12 protein-coding genes are annotated in these 17957 nt (G+C 64.9%); 4 read left to right on the forward strand and 8 right to left on the reverse strand.

Annotated elements, in window-relative coordinates; translation table 11 throughout:
* Positions 1 to 9: 9 nt before the first annotated feature.
* From bcsB (FQ746_RS19505) to FQ746_RS19535, 7 genes are all read right to left on the reverse strand, one after another.
* A complete protein-coding gene (bcsB, locus tag FQ746_RS19505) occupies positions 10 to 2409 on the reverse strand; it encodes a cellulose biosynthesis cyclic di-GMP-binding regulatory protein BcsB (RefSeq protein WP_144111271.1) in 2400 nt (799 codons plus the stop codon).
* 40 nt (positions 2410 to 2449) lie between these two features.
* Positions 2450 to 4933 carry a cellulose biosynthesis cyclic di-GMP-binding regulatory protein BcsB gene (bcsB, locus tag FQ746_RS19510; RefSeq protein ID WP_144111272.1) on the reverse strand — a complete coding sequence of 828 codons (2484 nt, stop codon included), beginning with the start codon at positions 4931 to 4933 and terminating at the stop codon, positions 2450 to 2452.
* On the reverse strand, positions 4930 to 7182 hold the full coding sequence (gene bcsA / locus FQ746_RS19515) for a UDP-forming cellulose synthase catalytic subunit (protein ID WP_144111273.1): 2253 nt from the start codon (positions 7180 to 7182) through the stop codon (positions 4930 to 4932). The genes bcsB (FQ746_RS19510) and bcsA overlap by 4 nt, the downstream gene beginning before the upstream one ends.
* 56 nt (positions 7183 to 7238) lie before the next feature.
* Positions 7239 to 7841, reverse strand: coding sequence for a BcsR/BcsP family cellulose biosynthesis protein (bcsR, locus tag FQ746_RS19520; protein WP_144111274.1), 603 nt, complete (start codon positions 7839 to 7841; stop codon positions 7239 to 7241).
* 71 nt (positions 7842 to 7912) lie between these two features.
* Complete coding sequence (gene bcsD / locus FQ746_RS19525) at positions 7913 to 8350, reverse strand: cellulose biosynthesis protein BcsD (protein ID WP_144111275.1); 438 nt, start codon at positions 8348 to 8350, stop codon at positions 7913 to 7915.
* A 477-nt stretch (positions 8351 to 8827) separates the two neighbouring features.
* Complete coding sequence (locus FQ746_RS19530; RefSeq protein ID WP_144111276.1) at positions 8828 to 9757, reverse strand: 3-hydroxyacyl-CoA dehydrogenase; 930 nt, start codon at positions 9755 to 9757, stop codon at positions 8828 to 8830.
* 39 nt (positions 9758 to 9796) lie between these two features.
* The gene (locus FQ746_RS19535; RefSeq protein WP_144111277.1) at positions 9797 to 10921 is read right to left on the reverse strand and encodes an ATP-NAD kinase family protein; all 1125 of its coding nucleotides are present in this window, start codon (positions 10919 to 10921) and stop codon (positions 9797 to 9799) included.
* A 102-nt stretch (positions 10922 to 11023) separates the two neighbouring features.
* Here FQ746_RS19535 and gcvPA point away from each other — a divergent pair, with 102 nt between their 5' ends.
* Both gcvPA and gcvPB read left to right on the forward strand, forming a co-directional pair.
* Positions 11024 to 12433, forward strand: coding sequence for an aminomethyl-transferring glycine dehydrogenase subunit GcvPA (gene gcvPA, locus FQ746_RS19540; protein WP_144111278.1), 1410 nt, complete (start codon positions 11024 to 11026; stop codon positions 12431 to 12433).
* Positions 12423 to 13991: an aminomethyl-transferring glycine dehydrogenase subunit GcvPB gene (gene gcvPB, locus FQ746_RS19545; RefSeq protein ID WP_144111279.1), complete on the forward strand. Its 1569-nt coding sequence runs from the start codon at positions 12423 to 12425 to the stop codon at positions 13989 to 13991. The genes gcvPA and gcvPB overlap by 11 nt, the downstream gene beginning before the upstream one ends.
* 60 nt (positions 13992 to 14051) lie before the next feature.
* On the opposite strand, the gene FQ746_RS19550 is transcribed toward gcvPB, so the two are convergent.
* The gene (locus FQ746_RS19550; protein ID WP_144111280.1) at positions 14052 to 15461 is read right to left on the reverse strand and encodes an aminotransferase; all 1410 of its coding nucleotides are present in this window, start codon (positions 15459 to 15461) and stop codon (positions 14052 to 14054) included.
* A gap of 160 nt (positions 15462 to 15621) precedes the next feature.
* Between FQ746_RS19550 and FQ746_RS19555 the strand changes: the two genes are divergently transcribed.
* Positions 15622 to 17079 (forward strand): NAD-dependent succinate-semialdehyde dehydrogenase, encoded by a 1458-nt coding sequence (locus FQ746_RS19555; protein WP_144111281.1) that lies wholly within the window; start codon positions 15622 to 15624, stop codon positions 17077 to 17079.
* Between the two features lie 66 nt (positions 17080 to 17145).
* Positions 17146 to 17943 (forward strand): IclR family transcriptional regulator C-terminal domain-containing protein, encoded by a 798-nt coding sequence (locus tag FQ746_RS19560; RefSeq protein WP_144111282.1) that lies wholly within the window; start codon positions 17146 to 17148, stop codon positions 17941 to 17943.
* The last annotated feature ends 14 nt before the right edge of the window (positions 17944 to 17957 follow it).

A 17957-nucleotide genomic window follows, 5' to 3' on the forward strand; every position in this document is an offset into this window, starting at 1 on the left:
GTTTCCTGATTAAAACGGTTGGGTCGGCTGCGAAGCCCGCAGCCGCGCGAGCGCTTCGGCGTCGCGGCGTGCGCGGCGGCGGCGCAGCACCGCCACGAGGCCCGAAGCGATCAGCACGAGCGCGACGACGGCGAGCGCCTTGACGAGCCACGCGAGCGACACGCCGAACGAAGCCAGCCACCAGTCGAGGCCGCGCCACATGCCGAGATGCCCGACGTAGTAGGTGTGCTCGCTCACGAGCGAATCGACTTCCTTGCCGCGAATTGACACGAGGCTGCCCTGAATCGGCTGCTTGTCGTAGTTCGGCACATCGAGCAGCGCGGCGACGGCGTCCTTCAGTCCGTCGGCCTGATTGCTGGCGACCATCACGACGCTGCGGCCCGCCTGTTTCGGCGATTCGAAGCCGGCCAGCACGGCGCTCACGCCCGGTCCGCTCCACGCGAGCGACAGGCGTGCCGGTTCGGCGTCCAGCCGCGGATTGGCGTGGAACCAGCCCAGCACGCGGCCCGGCAGATCCGACACGGAGAACTGTGCGCTGCGCTCGTACACCGCGGGCAGGTACTGCGCCCAATCCTTGAGCCAGCTCTGGTCGGCGCCCGAGGCGATCACGAGCAGATCCTTGTCGGTAGGCATCGCATCGATGCGCTGACCGCGCAGCACCGTGACGCCACACGCCGGATAGCCGGTCGAATCGCCCATGCGACCCATCACGGCCAGGTAAGCGCTGTATTCCGGCGCGCCCGCATTGGCGCCGAGCACGACGTCCGTGCCGGACAGATCGGCCATGCGCGTGAACGGGAAACCCGCCTGCGCGAAAGCCGCCAGGTTAGGCATCGCCAGATAGTGCGGATACCGCGACAGGTCGATCGTCGATTCGGGATCGATCGCGCCGCGCACGTTGTCGATGATGATGTCGCGGCACTCGCCCTGCTTGATGTAGTCGTACATGTAGCGGAACTGCAGCTGCGTGTTCGGCTGCAGCAGCGCTTCCAGCGGCGCTTCCAGTTTCGCGTCGCGCGGCAGGCTGCTGTCGGGCAGCACTTCCGGCTTCAGCCTGGCGCCGCCTTCGAGGCGTTCGAGCGCGAGCAGCGGGATCGACTTCATGAACTGGTCGTCGACGCTGAACAGCAGCGACGAATTGACCATATACGGCTGCGGCGTGTAGCGGTAATGCAGGTCGATCGGCACGTTCGGTTCGTGCCAGCCGAACAGGTCGGGCGGCACGCGCGTCTTGATACGGATCAGGTCGGGGCTATAGCCGGTCACGTTCAACTGGCGCGCGTCCAGCAGTTCGCCGAACGACTCCGGACGGTCGCTGCGCAGCCAGCGCGGTGCGTCGTAAGGCTGACGCGGCGACAGGTCGGAGAACTTCGTGATCAGCGCGTTCGCACCGGACAGCGTCTGGCTGCCCGTGACGAGCGCATCGGCGGCCTGCTTGAGTTCGCGGCCGTTGCGGCCCATCACCAGCAGCAGCTTGCCGTTCGGATCGTTCGGATTGGCGACGACAGCGAGCGTCGGTCCTTGCAGCGGCGCGCCGGCGAGGTTCGCCTGATCCGCGCTTTCGACGATCACGACCGCATTGCCCTGGGCCGGCACGGTGGCGAGCGACACCGGGAAGTCCGCGCTGCGGTAGCTCGCCAGCGCACCGAACCACGACGACACGGCACCGGCGGCTTCGAGCGCAGCGGCATCGGGATTGCCGGCGAACACGACCGGCAGGTTCAGGCGGCGGATGTCGTGCTCGTCGAAGAACGGTCGCGGCAGACGCGCCAGATCGTCGGCCTGCGTCAGCGGCCGGGTGTCGATGGTCAGCGTGCTGTCGTTGCTGATGTTGGCCCACAGACTCGAATGCAGCGGGTCTTCGCACTGCGTCGTGTAATGGCCGATCAGTTGCAGACGCAGTTTGCTGTTGGACGTGAAGAGGTACGGCGGCAGTTCGATCGTGCGTTGCAGGTTGGTGCCGGACGTGTCTTTCGGCACGGCGATCGAAGCGGCCACCTGATCGTTGATCAGCACGTTGATATGCGACAGGTCGGGCAACAGCGAGGGCGAATACGCATAGCGCAGATTCAGCCGCGCGCCGCTCACCACCTGGTCGTCACGCACGCCGACCGGCAGCGTGTTGCTGCCGTCCACACCACGCAGATTGAGCGCGTATTGCGCGCCCAGTTGCTGCAGCGAATAGGTCACCGTCGAAGTCGCTGCTGACGACGATGCACCCGCGGGCGCGGCGGCGGATGCACTCGCGGGCGCAGCGGCGGCCACGGCGGTCGAAGCCGGCGCCGCTTGTGCCGCTTGCGCCGGTTTTGCCGCGTGGGCCGGTTGCGCCGCATGCGCCGCGGTGGCCGCGAGACAGGTCGCGAGAGCCCCGCCCAGCAGGAGTGCCGGCCAGACCGGCCGCAGAGTCATGCAACGCGCGAGGTGTGCCCGGAGCGGGTCGATCCTTCTTCTAAACATGGGAATTTCTTCTTCCTTCTTCACGTTGCAATGTCTGGGGAACGTCCAGGTCCAGGCGGCGGAGCGCGAGCCGATGCAGGAATACGCCGCCGATCAGCCCGATCAGCAGGATGCTGAGGACCGTCGCGACGAGCAGCAACACGATGTGGCTCGCGAAGAACCACTGGAGCCCGATCCACAGCGGCAAGGAGCCGATGAAATAGCTTTGATCCCGGCTCAGCGTGGTGAGCGCGCCGTCATGCACGATCACGAGGTTGCCGCCGCTGGTGTCGTTGCGGCGCTGGCCGGTCAGGTAGCGGTTGGCCTGCAGCAGGTTCACCACCTCGTCCAGACCGTGCGGCGAGTTACCCGATACGACGACGACGCTGCGACCATGCGCAAGCGGCGACTCGAGGCCTGCGACCATGCCGTCCTGATCGCTGCTGCCGTACAGCGCGGCCGTGTCGACCTCGCGCCGGGCGCTCGTATTGCCGCGCGTCAGGCGTTGCCACCAGCCCGGAATCGCGCCGCTCGACTGCGCTTGCGGGCCGAAGAAACCGCGTGGCATTTCATCGCGCCAGGTTTTCAACAACGGCTGGTTGTCGCCGGACGCCAGCACCAGCAGGTCCTTGTCGCGAAGCGCGTCGGCTTGCGCCGGTTCGCCGACCGTCACGCCGAGCACCGGATAACCGGTCGCCTGGCCCATCGCGCCCATCAGCGTCAGATACGCGGAATAGTCGGCGGCGGACGGCTGCACCGGCAGGATCACCGCCGTGCCCGACAGATCGGCGAGACGGGTGAACGGGAAGCCGGCGTCGCCGAACGCGCGCAGATCCGGCATGGCCGCGTAGCGCGGCAGATGGGAGATGTCGATCGTCGAAGCCGGATCGATCGCGCTCTCGAGCGGGCCGCCCGGCGTGTCCTGCCAGTTGTCCTTCGTCTTGACGGCTTCGTAGCGATAGTCGAAGTGAAGGGTCGTCAACGGCGGCAGCAGGTAGGTCGGGATAGACATCACGGCAGCGCCTTCCGATGCGTCGCCCGGCAGCGGCAAGGTCTGCAGCGGGGTGTTGCCCGCCAGTACCTGAAGCGCCGAATGCGTGGATTCCGGTCGCGCCGTATAGCGGTAACGCAGATTCAACTGCGCCCCGTCGTTGTCGAAACCGAACAGACCCGGCGGCAGATGCAGACCGACATCGATCGCGCCGGGCTGGAAGCCTTGCACCGTGAGCCGCTCGGCCGGCAGCAATTCGCCCAACTGCACCGGGCGGTCGGACGGCAGCCAGTTGGGCGCGTCGTAAGGCTTGCGCGGCGGCGCGGAAACCGGCTTGTCGATGCTGACGAACGGGCCCGACAGCGTCCGCGAACCCAGCACCAGCGTGCGAGCCGCCGCACGCAGTTCTGTCTCGTTGCGGCCGGTGATCAGCAGCAGCTTGCCGTTGGGATCGTGCGGGTTCGGCACGATGGCGAGCGCCGGTCCGGCCGCGCCCGGCACGAAGAGCGCGGACGAGTCCGGCAACTCGCCGCGCAGCGCGAGCACCACCGCGTGACCGTGCGCGGGGATCGCATCGAGTATCGAGCCGGAAATCGCACGGGAAATCGCGGTGAAATGCGCGCCGCGATAACCCGCCTGCGCGCCCAGCCAGGACGTCACGATACCGGCGGATTCGAGACGCTCGGCCCCGGGCACACGCGGCAGCACGACGGGCAGGTCGAGCCGGCGCACGTCGCGCTCGTCGAAGAACGGCGCGGGCAGCGCCGCCAGATCGCCAGCCAGGCCGGCGGGCACGACGGTCAGTTCCAGCGCACTGTTCGGACCGGCCTTGAGCCACAGGTCGGCGCTCTGCGGATCGTTGCCCTGATCGCTCGCCTTGCTGTGCGCGATCAACTCGAGGTTCAGATGGTTGAAGGCCGACAGCGGCGCAAGCGGCAGATCGACTATCAGATGGCGGGCGGTGCGCGAGGCCGGCTGCGGCAACGGAATGGTCGCCGAGACGATGCTGTTGATCAGCACGTTCAGATGCGAGATGGCCGGCAGCAGGGTCGGCGAATAGCTGAAGTCCAGATCGAGCCGCGCGCCGATCACACGCTCGTCGCGGCGCAATCCGAAGTTCATGCCCGCGTAGGCGTCCTGGCCGAGCAAGGTGACGCCCTGCTCGGGATATTGGCGCAGCAGCGGGATGCGGTAGGTGTAGGCGTCGGCATTCGACGCGGCATCGGATGCTGGCGGTGCTGCGGATGCTGCGGATGCTGCGGATGCTGCGGATGCTGCGGACAATGAAGATGCCGCGGATGTTGCGGTGCGTGCTTCGGACGCCGCGGACGCAGTGGACGCAGTGGACGCAGTGGACGTCGCGGACGCCGCGGACGCCGCGGACGCCGCTTCAGGCGCAGCGGCCAGCGCCGTCCCCGCGCCGAGCAACAGACCCGCGCACGCCAGCACGGCGAGCCGACGCCTGCCCGCGAAACGATGCAAAGACAATAGATAGCCGAGACTCACGATTGCCGGTTTCCCAAATCGCCGGCCGGCGCAACCGCCGTACGGCCAAGGCGCCGGCGGCCGCCCTGGAACAGGTGCCGGAACAATTCGATCAGGCCGCGCCAGCCGACCCCTAGCACTTCGGCCAGACTGCGCAGCGGCCGGTCGGTCCGATAGCGGCCCCATTGCGCCATCCAGGTGTCGGCGCGCGAGAACGTCACGCGCATCAGGTCGCGCTCCTGATCGATCGTCAGGGCCGGGAAACTGACGCCTAGCGTGCGTCCGCGGCACACCTGGACTTCAGCGGGAAAAATGCCCTCGTAGTCGTCACGGAACACCGACACCACCACGTGCTCGCCACGCTGCGGCAGCGGCGCATCGTCGGGCAGCGTAAGGCCCAGACCACCCTGCGAATAGTCGCTGGTCCGGCACGGCACATGCCGGCCGTCGGCGAAACGCACGGCGGCGGGTAACTCGATACGCACGCGCGGCGTCAGGCGCAACTGCCGCGATTCGCTCGCTACGCCTGCCGCCGCGCTCAGATTCATGACGTTGTAGATCACCCAGCCGAGGTTGAAGAGAATACTCATCGCCTCGGGCCAGCCGGGGCCGCGAACCAGGGCCACCACGCCGACCGCGAGACCGGCCAGGTTCAGACTCAGCAAGCCGATGTACGGACGCGCCATTGCCCAGTCGAGAAAGGACGTGCGGATCACGCCGCCCTTGGACGTCACGTTGAAGCTTTTGCGGCCGGGGAAAAACACCGCCTGCAGCGCGGGCAGAATCACGTACCAGGCCAGCACGGTTTCGTAGACTTCGCTCCAGAACGAATGGCGGAACGGTCCATGAATGCGCGATGCGCCGATGCTCGAAATCACCAGATGCGGCACCGCATACGCCAGCACCATCAACGCCGATGCGTGAAAGACGTGCGCGCCGAAGAAGAGATAGGTCATCGGCGTGACCAGAAACACGATGCGCGGCACGCCGAAGAAGAAGTGCATGATCGCGCTCAGATAGCACAGGCGCTGCGGCAACGTGAGCCCCGTGACCAGCAGCGGATTGAAGCGGCGGAAAATCTCCGCCATGCCGCGCGCCCAGCGAATACGCTGACCGACGTGCCGTCCCAGACTTTCGGTGGCGAGGCCGGCGGCCTGCGGGATCGCGAGATAGGCCGTGTTGTAGCCTTTCATGCTCATCTTGAGCGCGGTCAACGCATCTTCCGTGACGCTTTCGGTCGCCACCCCGCCCACGTCCTCCAGCGCGGAACGGCGCAGCACCGCGCACGATCCGCAGAAAAACGCGGCGTTCCACAGGTCGTTGCCGTTTTGCAGCACGCCGTAGAACAGGTCGCCTTCGTTAGGCACCTTCCTGAACGTTTCCAGGTTGCGCTCGAATGGATCGGGCGAGTAGAAGACGTGAGGCGTCTGCACCATCGCCATCTTCGGGTCCTTGAGGAACCAGCCCATGCAGATCGACAGGAACGAGCGCGTGGTGACGTGATCGCAATCGAACACGGCGATGTACTCGCCGTGCGTCTTCGCCAGCGCCGCGTTCAGATTGCCCGCCTTCGCAAACGTGTTGTCGGGACGGGTCAGATAATCGACGCCGGCCTCGGCACAGAACGCGCGGAACTCGTCGCGGCGGCCATCGTCGAGCACGTAGACGCGCAGCTTGTCCGCCGGCCAGTCGAGCAGCGTGGCGGCCAGCACCGACTGCCGCACGACGTCGAGCGGCTCGTTGAAGGTGGGAATGTACACATCGACCGTGGGCCAGGTGGACGTGTCGGCGGGTAACTGCACCGGCCGGCGATGCAGCGGCCACAGCGTCTGGAAATAGCTGCACAGCAGCATCACGACCGCATAGCCTTCGGCCAGCAGCAGAAAATAGCCGAAGGTCATGTCGAGCGGGCTCGAAAACGCCAGCGTCTGCGTCACGCGCCAGTACAGGTAGCGCAACGAGACGAAGATCGACAACGCCACCAGCGACACGGTGAGAATCCTGCCGCGCAGACGGCTCAGCAGATAAGCGACCGCCATGCACAGCACGCCGAACATCCATTGCCTCGACAACGCGAGGTTGACGGTCATGGCCGACATGAACAGCAGCGCGGCGAGCAGCGTGACCAGAACGCGCGACCAGCGCGAGAACAATAGCGAGGCGCCGGCTTTGAGCAGCTTGTCGTCCCAGCCGCCTTCGTCGTCACTCTGGCCGGTACCGGGGTGACGTTGCGGATCCAGTCGAACCCGCTTCTGTTTGATCTGTGCCATATAAATTCTCTGCTAACTGGTCCTGAGGCCAGGCCGGACCAGCGGGGCGAAGCCGGTCATGACGGACGACGTGGCGAAGCATCCTGCGTCGGTTGATCCCGCTCGAGAAGGCGTGCGAATACGCTAGTCAAGGCGGCCGGCTGCGGCGCGGCGGACTGCGGTTCGGCGGACTGCGGTTCGGCGGACTGTGAAGCGGCGGACTGCGACGGGGCAGGCTGCGGTTCGGCAGGCTCTGGCGCGGCGGGTGCAACGGGCTGTTCGGGGGTGGTCTGCGCTGCCGGGGAAAGTTCGAGTGGCATCGAGGGTGTGCTCGCGACGCCGGGCACCGGCGCCTGCCCGGCATCGACAGGCGCTGCTTCGGCTATGGCGGCTGCGGGTGTGGATACCTGCGCGGCGTCGGCGGCCTCGGCTGCGTCCGCTACATCGGGTATTTCGGCTACTTCGGGCTCTACAGCGGCCGAGGCTTCTTCATCGGCCACCTCGACCACCCGCGCCCTGTTGGCCTCGGCGAGATATTGCGCAATATCCACGGGCGCGGCGGTGCGGGTCCACCGTCCGCGCAAGCCCTGCACCTGTTCGGTCTGCTCCACTTCCTGGTATTGCGCCGGGTCGCCGCCCACTACCTTGAAGAGATTCGAAATGTCCGATGCACTGCTCATGCGCCAATCCCGCCATATTTGTCTTGTAGTGACGGCGCCGTCCCTGCGCCGGTACGAACTGCTGGTCGTCGTTATTTGCCGAAGAGGAAAACCATCGTTTCCGACGCATCCGCGGCAGCTGCCGAGGTGATCCGTAGTTGCGGATCGGCGCCCAGCCCGTGCATCCATTCTTCGTAGGCCGCTTCGAGAAAAGCACCGGCCCACTGCTGGTTTTCCGCGCCGAACGCCGCGCGAAGCGGCGCGTGGTAATGCGTGAGAACCAGCCAGTCCTGAGCTTCGCGTATCTCGACCCGGCCCCAGGCCAGCTCACTCCAGACCCGGTTCATCACGACCTGCATATCGGCGACCGTAGCCGCGGCAGCGAGACCATGCCGGCGCGCGAACTGGGTACCGGCTCCGCGCACGATCTGCGCGAGCAGCCTGGGTGTCAGATGCTGCGTCAACTCTTGCGCGAACAGCGAGAGGAACTCGCACCACTGCGGTGCCGGCGAAACGGTGCGTTCAGTCATGACTTATCCATGCGCCCGAAACGGCGGCACGTAACTTATCGGCAGAGTTGACGGAATTCTTTAGGAGGTCGACCGGCAGTCCTCGTGGGACGCGGTCTGGCAATCTGCTCGTACAGCGCCTGGGCAAATCGTTATCGCCGGGCGCCGACTTCGCGTTTTCAGGTATTAATCCTGTTAAGGCTCGGCAGTATACGCGAGATAGGCGGGTTCAAAAAACCGGTCGTTGTTTTTCACCACATATCCCGGTGTTTGATTGACCGTTGATTCTTCAGCTTTAAGTTCTGTAATCTGGCTTGCCGGTGGCTGTATTCGCATAATGCGGCAGGATAGTGTTCCAGATTAATGTCTGTTTGAATCCTTATTTTGTCCGATACCACGAAAGAGCGAATTCGCCTTTATCGAAGCTGGCAAACCGATTGGAGCCACAGGATTCGCAGCTTATTAAAGCCGCGATTTAGAGCGAACGAAAGCGAACGATTACGCGCCTTTCCTCCGGTCCCTGATGAGCCCCATCAAGCGTCGATCCCGCCACTGCACTCGCGCGTCCCACTCCTCCAGCGGCAAGTCGGCGCGCCGCGCCGCTTCGACCCGCTCGACCAGTTCCGGCGTCCACGGATCGAACTGCCCGCGCGATGCGCCCATCCGTTCATAGGCTGGCCCCATCTTCTGCGCGTGCGACGCGATTCCACCGCGCGTGTTCAGGTCGACGGTCTCGAAAGGCCCGGTCACCGACCAGCGCAAGCCGACGCCGTCGCGTATCACCCGGTCGATATCCGCTACCGACGCCACGCCGTCCCGCACGAGGCAATACGCTTCGCGCAACACCGCGCCCTGCAACCGGTTGAACACAAAGCCTTCGATCTCACCACCCACGTGCACCGCGCTCATCCCTGCCGCTTCGTATAGCGCCGTCGCGCGAGCCACGGCGGCGGCGTCGGTGAACGGCGCCGGCACGATCTCGATGACCGGAATCAGATACGGCGGATTACCGGGATGCGCGACCAGACAGCGCGCGCGGCCGGGCAACGCGTCGGCGAAGGAAGATGTCGTCAATGCCGACGACGCACTCGCCAGCACCGCAGTAACCGGCGCGTACGCATCGATCTGCGCGAACAGTTCGCGCTTCAGGTCGACGCGCTCGGGTGCGCATTCCTGCACGAGCACGGCATCGCGAACCGTCCCGGCGATTTCATCGAACACCTCGATGCGGGCCAGCAGGCTTTGCGCAGGTTCGTCGAGCAGACCGAACTCGGCCAGATCGGCAAGCCGCGCTGCCACTTCCGGCTTGACAGCCAGCCGGCGCTCCTGCGCCGGGTCATAGAGACGGACTGCGAAACCCGCGCGCGCAAACACGATGCAAAACGCCACGCCAATACTGCCGCCACCGACTATCGCCACCTTTTCCATGAATCCTCCCGATTTCACCATTTCGATTACCACGACTCGTCACGACGTCAGGCGCATCACCATGCTGCGGTTCGCGCCTGTCCGTATGCGCAGCGGCCCGGCGAGCGCACGGTCCATGTCGCCATTGCCGGTATCCACGAACAGCCGGCCGTCGACCAGCGACAGCAGCTTGTGAACGCTCGCCACCACTTCGATACGTTGCCGCGGCACACGCTGCAGTACCCGCGCGCTGATCGGCTGGTTGCCGCGGCCGAACAGGCATCCCTGACGCCCGATCACGCCCACCATGATCGACGCCGACGGCCATTCATCGAGCAAGGCCAACAGCGTGGCCTCGGAGGCATCGGCGGCCGCGAGGCGTCCGTTGACGACCGCATCGACACCGAGCATCGTCCCGCGCACGCCCATGTGTTCGCATAGCGTCGCCATCGTGGTGCCAGGGCCAACGATGTACAGCGTGTCGCGCTGGCATTGCGCCGCCAGTTGACGGCAAGCGGCGTCGATATCGGCTCGACCGCTCCCTGGCATCTGCGCCTTGCTCGATTGCATCCGCGTCCGGTCGACCGGCGCGAGGACGTGGCCGTGCAGTCGGGACGACGACCGATCGGCACGCAATTCCGCCTCGTCGATGTCGAGCAGCTCGACGGGCTGCACGTCGAACGGGCCTTGCATGCATTGCGCGGCGACCTCGCCCGCACGCGCCGCCGTCAGCGCAAATACGCCGGAGTACATCTTGACCCCGCAGGGAATGCCGATCACCGGGAACGCCGTGCCCACGGCGGCGGCGACATCGCGAGCCGTGCCGTCGCCGCCCGCGAACAGGATCAACGTCGCGCCGTGCGCGACGAATGCCCGGCAAGCGGCCGCGGTATCTGCCGGCGCGCTCGGCGAACCTGCCGGCGACGCGACCACGCGGGCCGGCAAGCCAGCCGCCCGGCAGGCGTCCTCACCCATCGCGCCCGCCGCCGTGACCACCTCGAAATCCGCCCGACCGGCCGCCGCGCGCAGTCGCAGCAACGCCGGCAGCGCGCGCTCGCCGGCATTGAACGAGGCTTGGCGGGCGCGCGCCTGCGCGACCGTTTGCGCCCCGTCGCTTCCCTTGAGACCCACAGCGCCGCCCACGCCCGCCAGCGGGTTGATCACTACTCCAATACAGATCGGCACGTCCGTTTCCGGCCTTGCGGCAACAAATTTATGTGGCTATATTGTGCGCCATACAAACAAATGTGCGCAACAGTAAAACTGTGTGCATCACCGGAGTACTGCATGCGTAATCAGCCGCATCCTTTCATGGCGAATTCCGTGGATGCGATCCAGCAGGAGATGCTGGATGCGATCGGCGCGAAGACCATCGCCGAACTGTTCGAACAGATTCCCGCGGACCATCGCACCCGAACGCCAATCGATCTGCCGCCGGCGCTCGCGTCGGAAGCCGCGCTCAGGCGTCATCTGCTCGACACGCTGGGCCAGAACCGTCATTGCGAAGGCGAGTTGAGCTTTCTCGGCGGCGGTTGCTGGCGTCATCACGTGCCCGCCATCTGCGACGAGATCGCGCGGCGCAGCGAATTCCTGACCTCGGTGTGGGGCACGCCCTCATCGGATCAGGGCCGCTATCAGGCATGGTTCGAGTTCTGCAGCCAGTTGGGCGAACTGGTGGATTGCGATCTGGTCGGACTGCCTGTCTACACCTGGGGCTGCGCGGTTGGTCACGCGCTGCGGATGGCTTCGCGGCTGAACGGCCGGCGCCAGGTACTGGTGCCGGAAGCACTCGACCCCGAACGTCTGCAGGTGATTCGCAACTATTGCGAGCCGTCGGAGATGGCGAGTCATCTGAGCATCGTGCCGATGCGTCTCGACCCGGCCACCGGCCGCATCGACTTCGCCGACGCCGCCGCGAAAATCGGCGTAGAGACGGCGGCCGTGTACCTCGAAATGCCGAATTACTTCGGCATCCTCGAAGAGGACGCCGAGCGTCTCGCCGAACTCGCGCATGCGGCGGGCGCGGAGATGATCGTCGGCGTCGACCCGATCTCGCTCGGTCTGCTCGCGCCGCCGCCGGCGTATGGCGCGGACATCGTCGTCGGGACCACGCAGCCGCTCGGCGTGCACATGTATGGCGGCGGCGGCCTCGGCGGCTTCATCGCCACGCGCGACGAAGAGCGCTACGCGCGCGAATATCCGACGCTGCTCGTCAGCATGACCGGCACGACACGCGCGGGAGAAATCGGCTTCGGTCTTTCACTTGCCGAGCAGTCGTCTTATGGCTCACGGGAAGACGGCAAGGACTGGACCGGCAACTCGGTCTATCTCTGGGCGATCGCCAATGCGGTGTATCTGTCCTTGATGGGCCCGCAAGGTTTCGAGGACGTGGGCCAGCTCGTGACCGCGCAGGCGCACTACGCGGCACAACGTCTCGCGACGCTGCCGGGCGTCTCGGTACCGCTGTCGGGCGACTTCTTCAAGGAATTCGTGGTCGACTTCACCGCCAGCGGACGCAGCGTTGCGTCGATCAACGCGGCGTTGCGCGAGCGCGGCATTTTCGGCGGCCACGATCTGTCCGCGGAATTTCCCGCACTCGGCCAGCGCGCACTGTATTGCGTGACCGAACTCCACGAGCAGCGCGATATCGACCGCCTGTACGACACCCTCAGCGAGATTCTCGACCATGACGACTAAGCCGACCAGGCCGGCATTGCGCCGCTATCACGCTGCGGTATGGGACGAACCGGTCGTGATGGAGATGTCGCGCGAAGGACGCCGCGGCGTGCTCTTTCCCACACCGGAGGCAGCCGTGAGCGCCGCCGTCGGCTCGACGGAGCGGCTGATTCCGGCCGCGCTGCGCCGCGCGAAACGTCCCGCGCTGCCGGAGATGTCGGAACCCGACGTGCTGCGTCACTACCTGCATCTATCGCAACAGACGCTCGGCATGATGGGCATTTCGCTGTTCGGTACCTGCACGATGAAGTACAACGCACGAGTGAACGAAGCCATCACGTCGCGCGATGAAGTCGCGGAATTGCATCCGCGTCAGCATCCCGATACGTTGCAAGGCGCGTTGCAGATCATTCATTCGCTCGACCTCGCGCTGCGCGAGTTGTCCGGCATGGACCGGTTCGTGTTTCAACCGGCCGGCGGTGCGGACGCGGCGTACACGCATGCATGCGTGACTCGCGCCTATCACGCGGCGCGCGGCGAGCTCGACACACGCGACGAAATCATCACGACGATCCAGTCGCATCCGTGCAATCCGGCAACGGCCGCGACTGCGGGTTTCAAGGTAATCACGCTCGCGCTCGAAGAAAACGGCTACCCGTCGCTGGAGGCCTTGAAGTCGGCGGTGTCCAGCCGGACCGCCGCGCTGATGGTCAACAATCCCGACGACATGGGCATCTACAACCCGCACATCAAGGAGTGGGTCCGCATCGTTCACGAAGCGGGCGGCCTGTGTTTCTACGATCACGCCAACTTCAACGGCGTGATGAGCCGCATCCGCGCGCGCGAACTCGGTTTCGACGCGTGCATGTTCATGCTGCACAAAACCTTCGGCGGCCCGAAGGGCGGCGGCGGTCCCGCGGTCGGCGCTTACGGCTGCAGCGCGGAGCTGGCGCCGTATCTGCCGGGACCGCTCGTCGTGGACCGCGATGGCGCGTATTCGCTCGACGCCGGGCCGGAAACCAGCATTGGGCGGGTGCGCGAATTCTTCGGCAATCTGCAAACGGTGATCAAGGCGTACGCATGGGTCCGTGCAATGGGCGCAAACGGCATTGCGGCGGCAGCGGATATTTCCGTGCTCGCCAACAACTACATGACGCAGGAACTCCTGAAGATTCGCGGCGTGACCTGCTCGCATCCGCAAGTCGACGCGTGGCGGATGGAAATGACGCGATTCAGTCTCGAGACGCTCGAGCGTGAAACCGGCGTGACCGTGTTCGACGTGCAGAACCGCATGGTCGACTTCGGCGTCGACGCATTCTGGCTCGCGCACGAACCGTGGATCGTGCCGCAACCGTTCACGCCGGAAGCGGGCGAGATGTGGTCGAAGGAAGACATCGACACGTGGATCGCCGTGCTCGCGCAGGTTTGCCACGAGGCTTACACGACACCGGAAATCGTTCGCACCGCGCCGCACAATCATCCGGCGGGCCGGGTGGAGGGCGCGCCGCTGGAAGATCCGTCGCGCTGGGCGATGACGTGGCGCTCGCATCTGAAAAAGCGCGCAAATGCCGCCGGGTGACGCCGGGCGAATACCGGGTCGCCGCACCTTCTCTGCGGTGCGGCGGACCCGGTTACTTCATCAGCCCTTCCAGTGCCCTTCGGCCTTCAACTCGCCGAATACCTGATCGACCGCCTTGCGCGCGCGCTTGACCATCTCGACGATCTCTTCTTCGGAGATGACGAACGGCGGCGAGAATGCAATCGAATCGCCATCGGGCAAGCCGCGCGTGATCAGGCCATTCGCGAGCGCGGCCTTGGCCACCCGCACGCCGACTTTCAACGCAGGATCGAAACGTTGCGCCGGGTTGCGCGCGGCGACGAATTCGACCGCGCCGATCAGACCGAAGCCGCGCACGTCGCCCACCGCCGGATGATCGGCAAAGGCTTCGCGCAAATGCCTGTGCATGATCGCGCCATGCGAGCCGGCTCGCGCGACCAGTTGCTCGTCTTCGATCACTTTCAGATTGGCGAGCGCCGCGGCCGCTGCAATCGGGTGACCGCTATACGTGAAGCCGTGACCGAACACGCCGAGCTTGTCGCTGCCCGCGACGATCGCGCGCCACACCTTCTCCGACACCAGACTCGCCGACAGCGGCACATAAGCCGACGTCACCCCCTTGGCCACCGTGATCAGATCCGGCTTCATGCCCATCGCCTCGGTGCCGAACATCGTGCCGAGCCGTCCGAAACCGCAGATCACCTCATCGGCGATCAGCAGCACGTCGTACTTGTCGAGCACCTTCTGGATGGCCGGGTAGTAGCCTTCGGGCGGCACGATCACACCACCCGCGCCCATTACCGGTTCCATGATCATCGCGCCGACCGTCTCCGGCCCTTCGGCGAGAATCAGTTGCTCGAGGTCGTTGGCGAGTTTCGCAACGAACTCGGCGTCGCTCTGACCCGGTTCGGCTTCCCACAAGCGATGCGGCGCAGTGGTGTGTTTGATGAACGACAGCGGCAGATCGAAGCCGCTATGCAAACCGGGCAAGCCGGTCATGCCGGCGGTCACCACGGTCACGCCGTGATAGCCGCGCCGGCGCGCGATGATCTTCTTCTTCAGCGGCAGACCGCGCGCGTTGTTGTAATACCAGACGAGCTTGACCTGCGTGTCGTTCGCGTCCGAGCCGGAATTGCCGAAGAACACTTTCGACATCGGCACCGGCGACATCTCGATCAGTTTCTGCGCGAGCAGGATAGGCGCGTCCGTCGACATCGACGCGAACGTGTGATAGTAGGGCAGCTTCAACGCCTGCGCGTGAATCGCGTCCGCAATCTCACGGCGGCCATAGCCGATGTTCACGCACCACAAGCCGGCCATCGAATCGATATAGCGCTTGCCCTGATTGTCCTGCAACCACACACCCTCGCCCGACACCATCACGAGCGGTCCATTTCGCTCGTGATCGCCCAGCGCCGTAAACGGATGAAAAAAGAACTGCCGGTCCAGGTTGTTGAGGTCGGGCGCGTGGTCGGCCGCGGGAAAACTCATGACTATCTCCAGGTGGGTAAGCCGATTAACAGCAAGGGAGGGACGGAAAGCGCAAATCCGCGACGCACAATTTGTGCGCATTGCGTCATTTTGGGCGATATGAGAACATAAATCAACGAAACGAAAACCTGTTCGACGCCCAACCAAGGAAATTTCAACGATGCTGACACTCAACGACCCGACCCTGCTCAAACAGGCTCTCTATCTGAATGGCGAATGGATCGACCGGACAGAGGCGGGTTTTATCGAAGTCGTCAATCCGTCGAGCGGTGCCGTCATCGGCAAAGTGCCGAAAGCAAGCCGCGCGATGACCGCCGATGCGATCACCAAAGCGAATAAAGTGCTGCGCGCATGGAGCGCACGCCCTGCGGCAGAACGTTCGCAGATTATCCGTCGCTGGTTCGATCTGATCGTGGCGCATGTCGACGATCTCGCTCGCATCCTGACTGCCGAGCAAGGCAAGCCGCTCGCGGAAGCGCGCGGCGAGATCCTGTATGGCGCCGCTTTCTTCGAGTGGTATGCGGAAGACGCGAAGCGTCTCTACGGTGAGGTGCTGCAAGCGCCGAGCGCCGGCAAACGCATGCTGGTGCTGCGTCAGCCGATCGGCGTGTGCGCAGCCATCACGCCGTGGAATTTTCCGATGGCGATGATCCCGCGCAAGGCCGCGCCCGCGCTCGCCGCCGGTTGCACGATGGTGCTCAAGCCCGCAAGCGCGACGCCTTTTTCGGCGCTTGCGCTGGCCGAACTGGCGCATCGCGCCGGCCTGCCCGCAGGCGTCTTCAGCGTGTTGACGGGCGCCGCATCCGAGGTTGGCGACGAACTCGCGACCCATCCGCTGGTGCGCAAGCTCACCTTCACGGGGTCGACCGAAGTCGGCCGCTCTTTGATGCAGAAAGCGTCGGGCACCATCAAGAAGGTCGCGATGGAACTGGGCGGCAACGCGCCGTTGATCGTGTTCGACGATGCGGATGTCGAGGTCGCCGTGGCCGGCACGATCGCCTCGAAGTTCCGCAATATGGGTCAGACCTGTGTATGCGCGAATCGCATCTACGTGCAGGCGGGCATTCACGACCGCTACGTGGAAGCGTTGACGCGCGCCGTGAATGCACTGAAGGTCGGCGACGGTTTCGGCGCGGACGTGACGCAAGGTCCGCTAATCGACGACGACGCGGTGGCGAAGGTCGAAGAACACGTCGCCGATGCGCTCGCTCAAGGCGCCAAGATCGCGGCAGGCGGCAAGCGCCACGCGCTCGGCCGCTCGTTCTACGAACCGACGGTGCTCACCGGCGTCACCCGCTCGATGAAAGTGGCGATCGAAGAAACCTTCGGACCGGTTGCGCCGATTTTCCGCTTCGATACCGAAGAAGAAGCCGTCACAGCCGCGAATGACACCGAATTCGGTCTGGCCGCCTATTTCTTCACGCGCGACAACGCGCGCGTCTGGCGCGTGAGCGAAGCGCTCGAATGCGGGATCGTCGGGGTGAATACCGGCGCGACCTCCTTCGAAGGCGCACCGTTCGGCGGCGTCAAGGCGTCGGGCGTCGGCCGCGAGGGATCGAAGCACGGCATCGAGGAATTCACCGAACTCAAATATGTGTGCATCGCGGAAGTCTGCTGATAAGATTCGCGTGATGCAGGTTTTTGTGCGCCATGCGCCCACTGCAACTACTTAAAGGGGAAGCATATGGCCGCAATTGAGACGGCTCTGGAGGACGACGACGAGGTACGCGATCGCGACTACGTCGGCTCGTTTGCTCGAGGTCTGGAAGTCATCAAGGTATTCAACCGGCACACGCCACGCCGCACGCTGTCCGAAGTCGCCGAGGCGAGCGGCATGACGCGCGCCACGGTGCGACGCTTTCTGCTCACGCTCGTGCGCGAAGGGTATGCGGAAACCGACGGCAAGTACTTCAACCTGAAACCGAAGATTCTCGAAATCGGTTTTTCGGCGTTGTCGTCCATGAACATCTGGGACATTGCCCAGCCGATCATGAACGCGCTGTCGGCGAACGTGCAGGAGTCGTGTTTCGCCGCCGTGCTCGACGGCGATTCGGTCATCTATGTGGCGCGCGCCACGTCGAACCGCATCATGAACGTTGGCATTTCCATCGGCAGCCGGACGGCCGCGCACTGCGTATCGACGGGGCGCGTGCTGCTCGCCGCGCTGCCGGACGCGGAGTTTCATCAGTATCTGGAAAAGGCCAAGCTGCATAAGTTCACCCCGAACACGGTGACCTCGAAGGTGAAGCTGCGCGAGCTGGTCGAAGAGACCCGTTTGCGCGGCTGGTCCATCGTCGATCAGGAACTCGAAATCAGCCTGCGCTCCATTTCGGTTCCGATCCGCGACCGCGACGGCAAGGTGGTCGCGGCCCTGAATGTCTGCTGTCCGGCCGAACGCGTCACTCCCCAGGACATCAGCACCCGGATTCTTTCGGCCATGCTGGAAGCGTCGAAAGACATCACCCGCGCGCTGCAGGCCTGAGCCCGTAAAACGAC

It is taken from the genome of Paraburkholderia sp. BCC1886, assembly GCF_900996245.1.
Classification (GTDB): Bacteria; Pseudomonadota; Gammaproteobacteria; order Burkholderiales; family Burkholderiaceae; genus Paraburkholderia.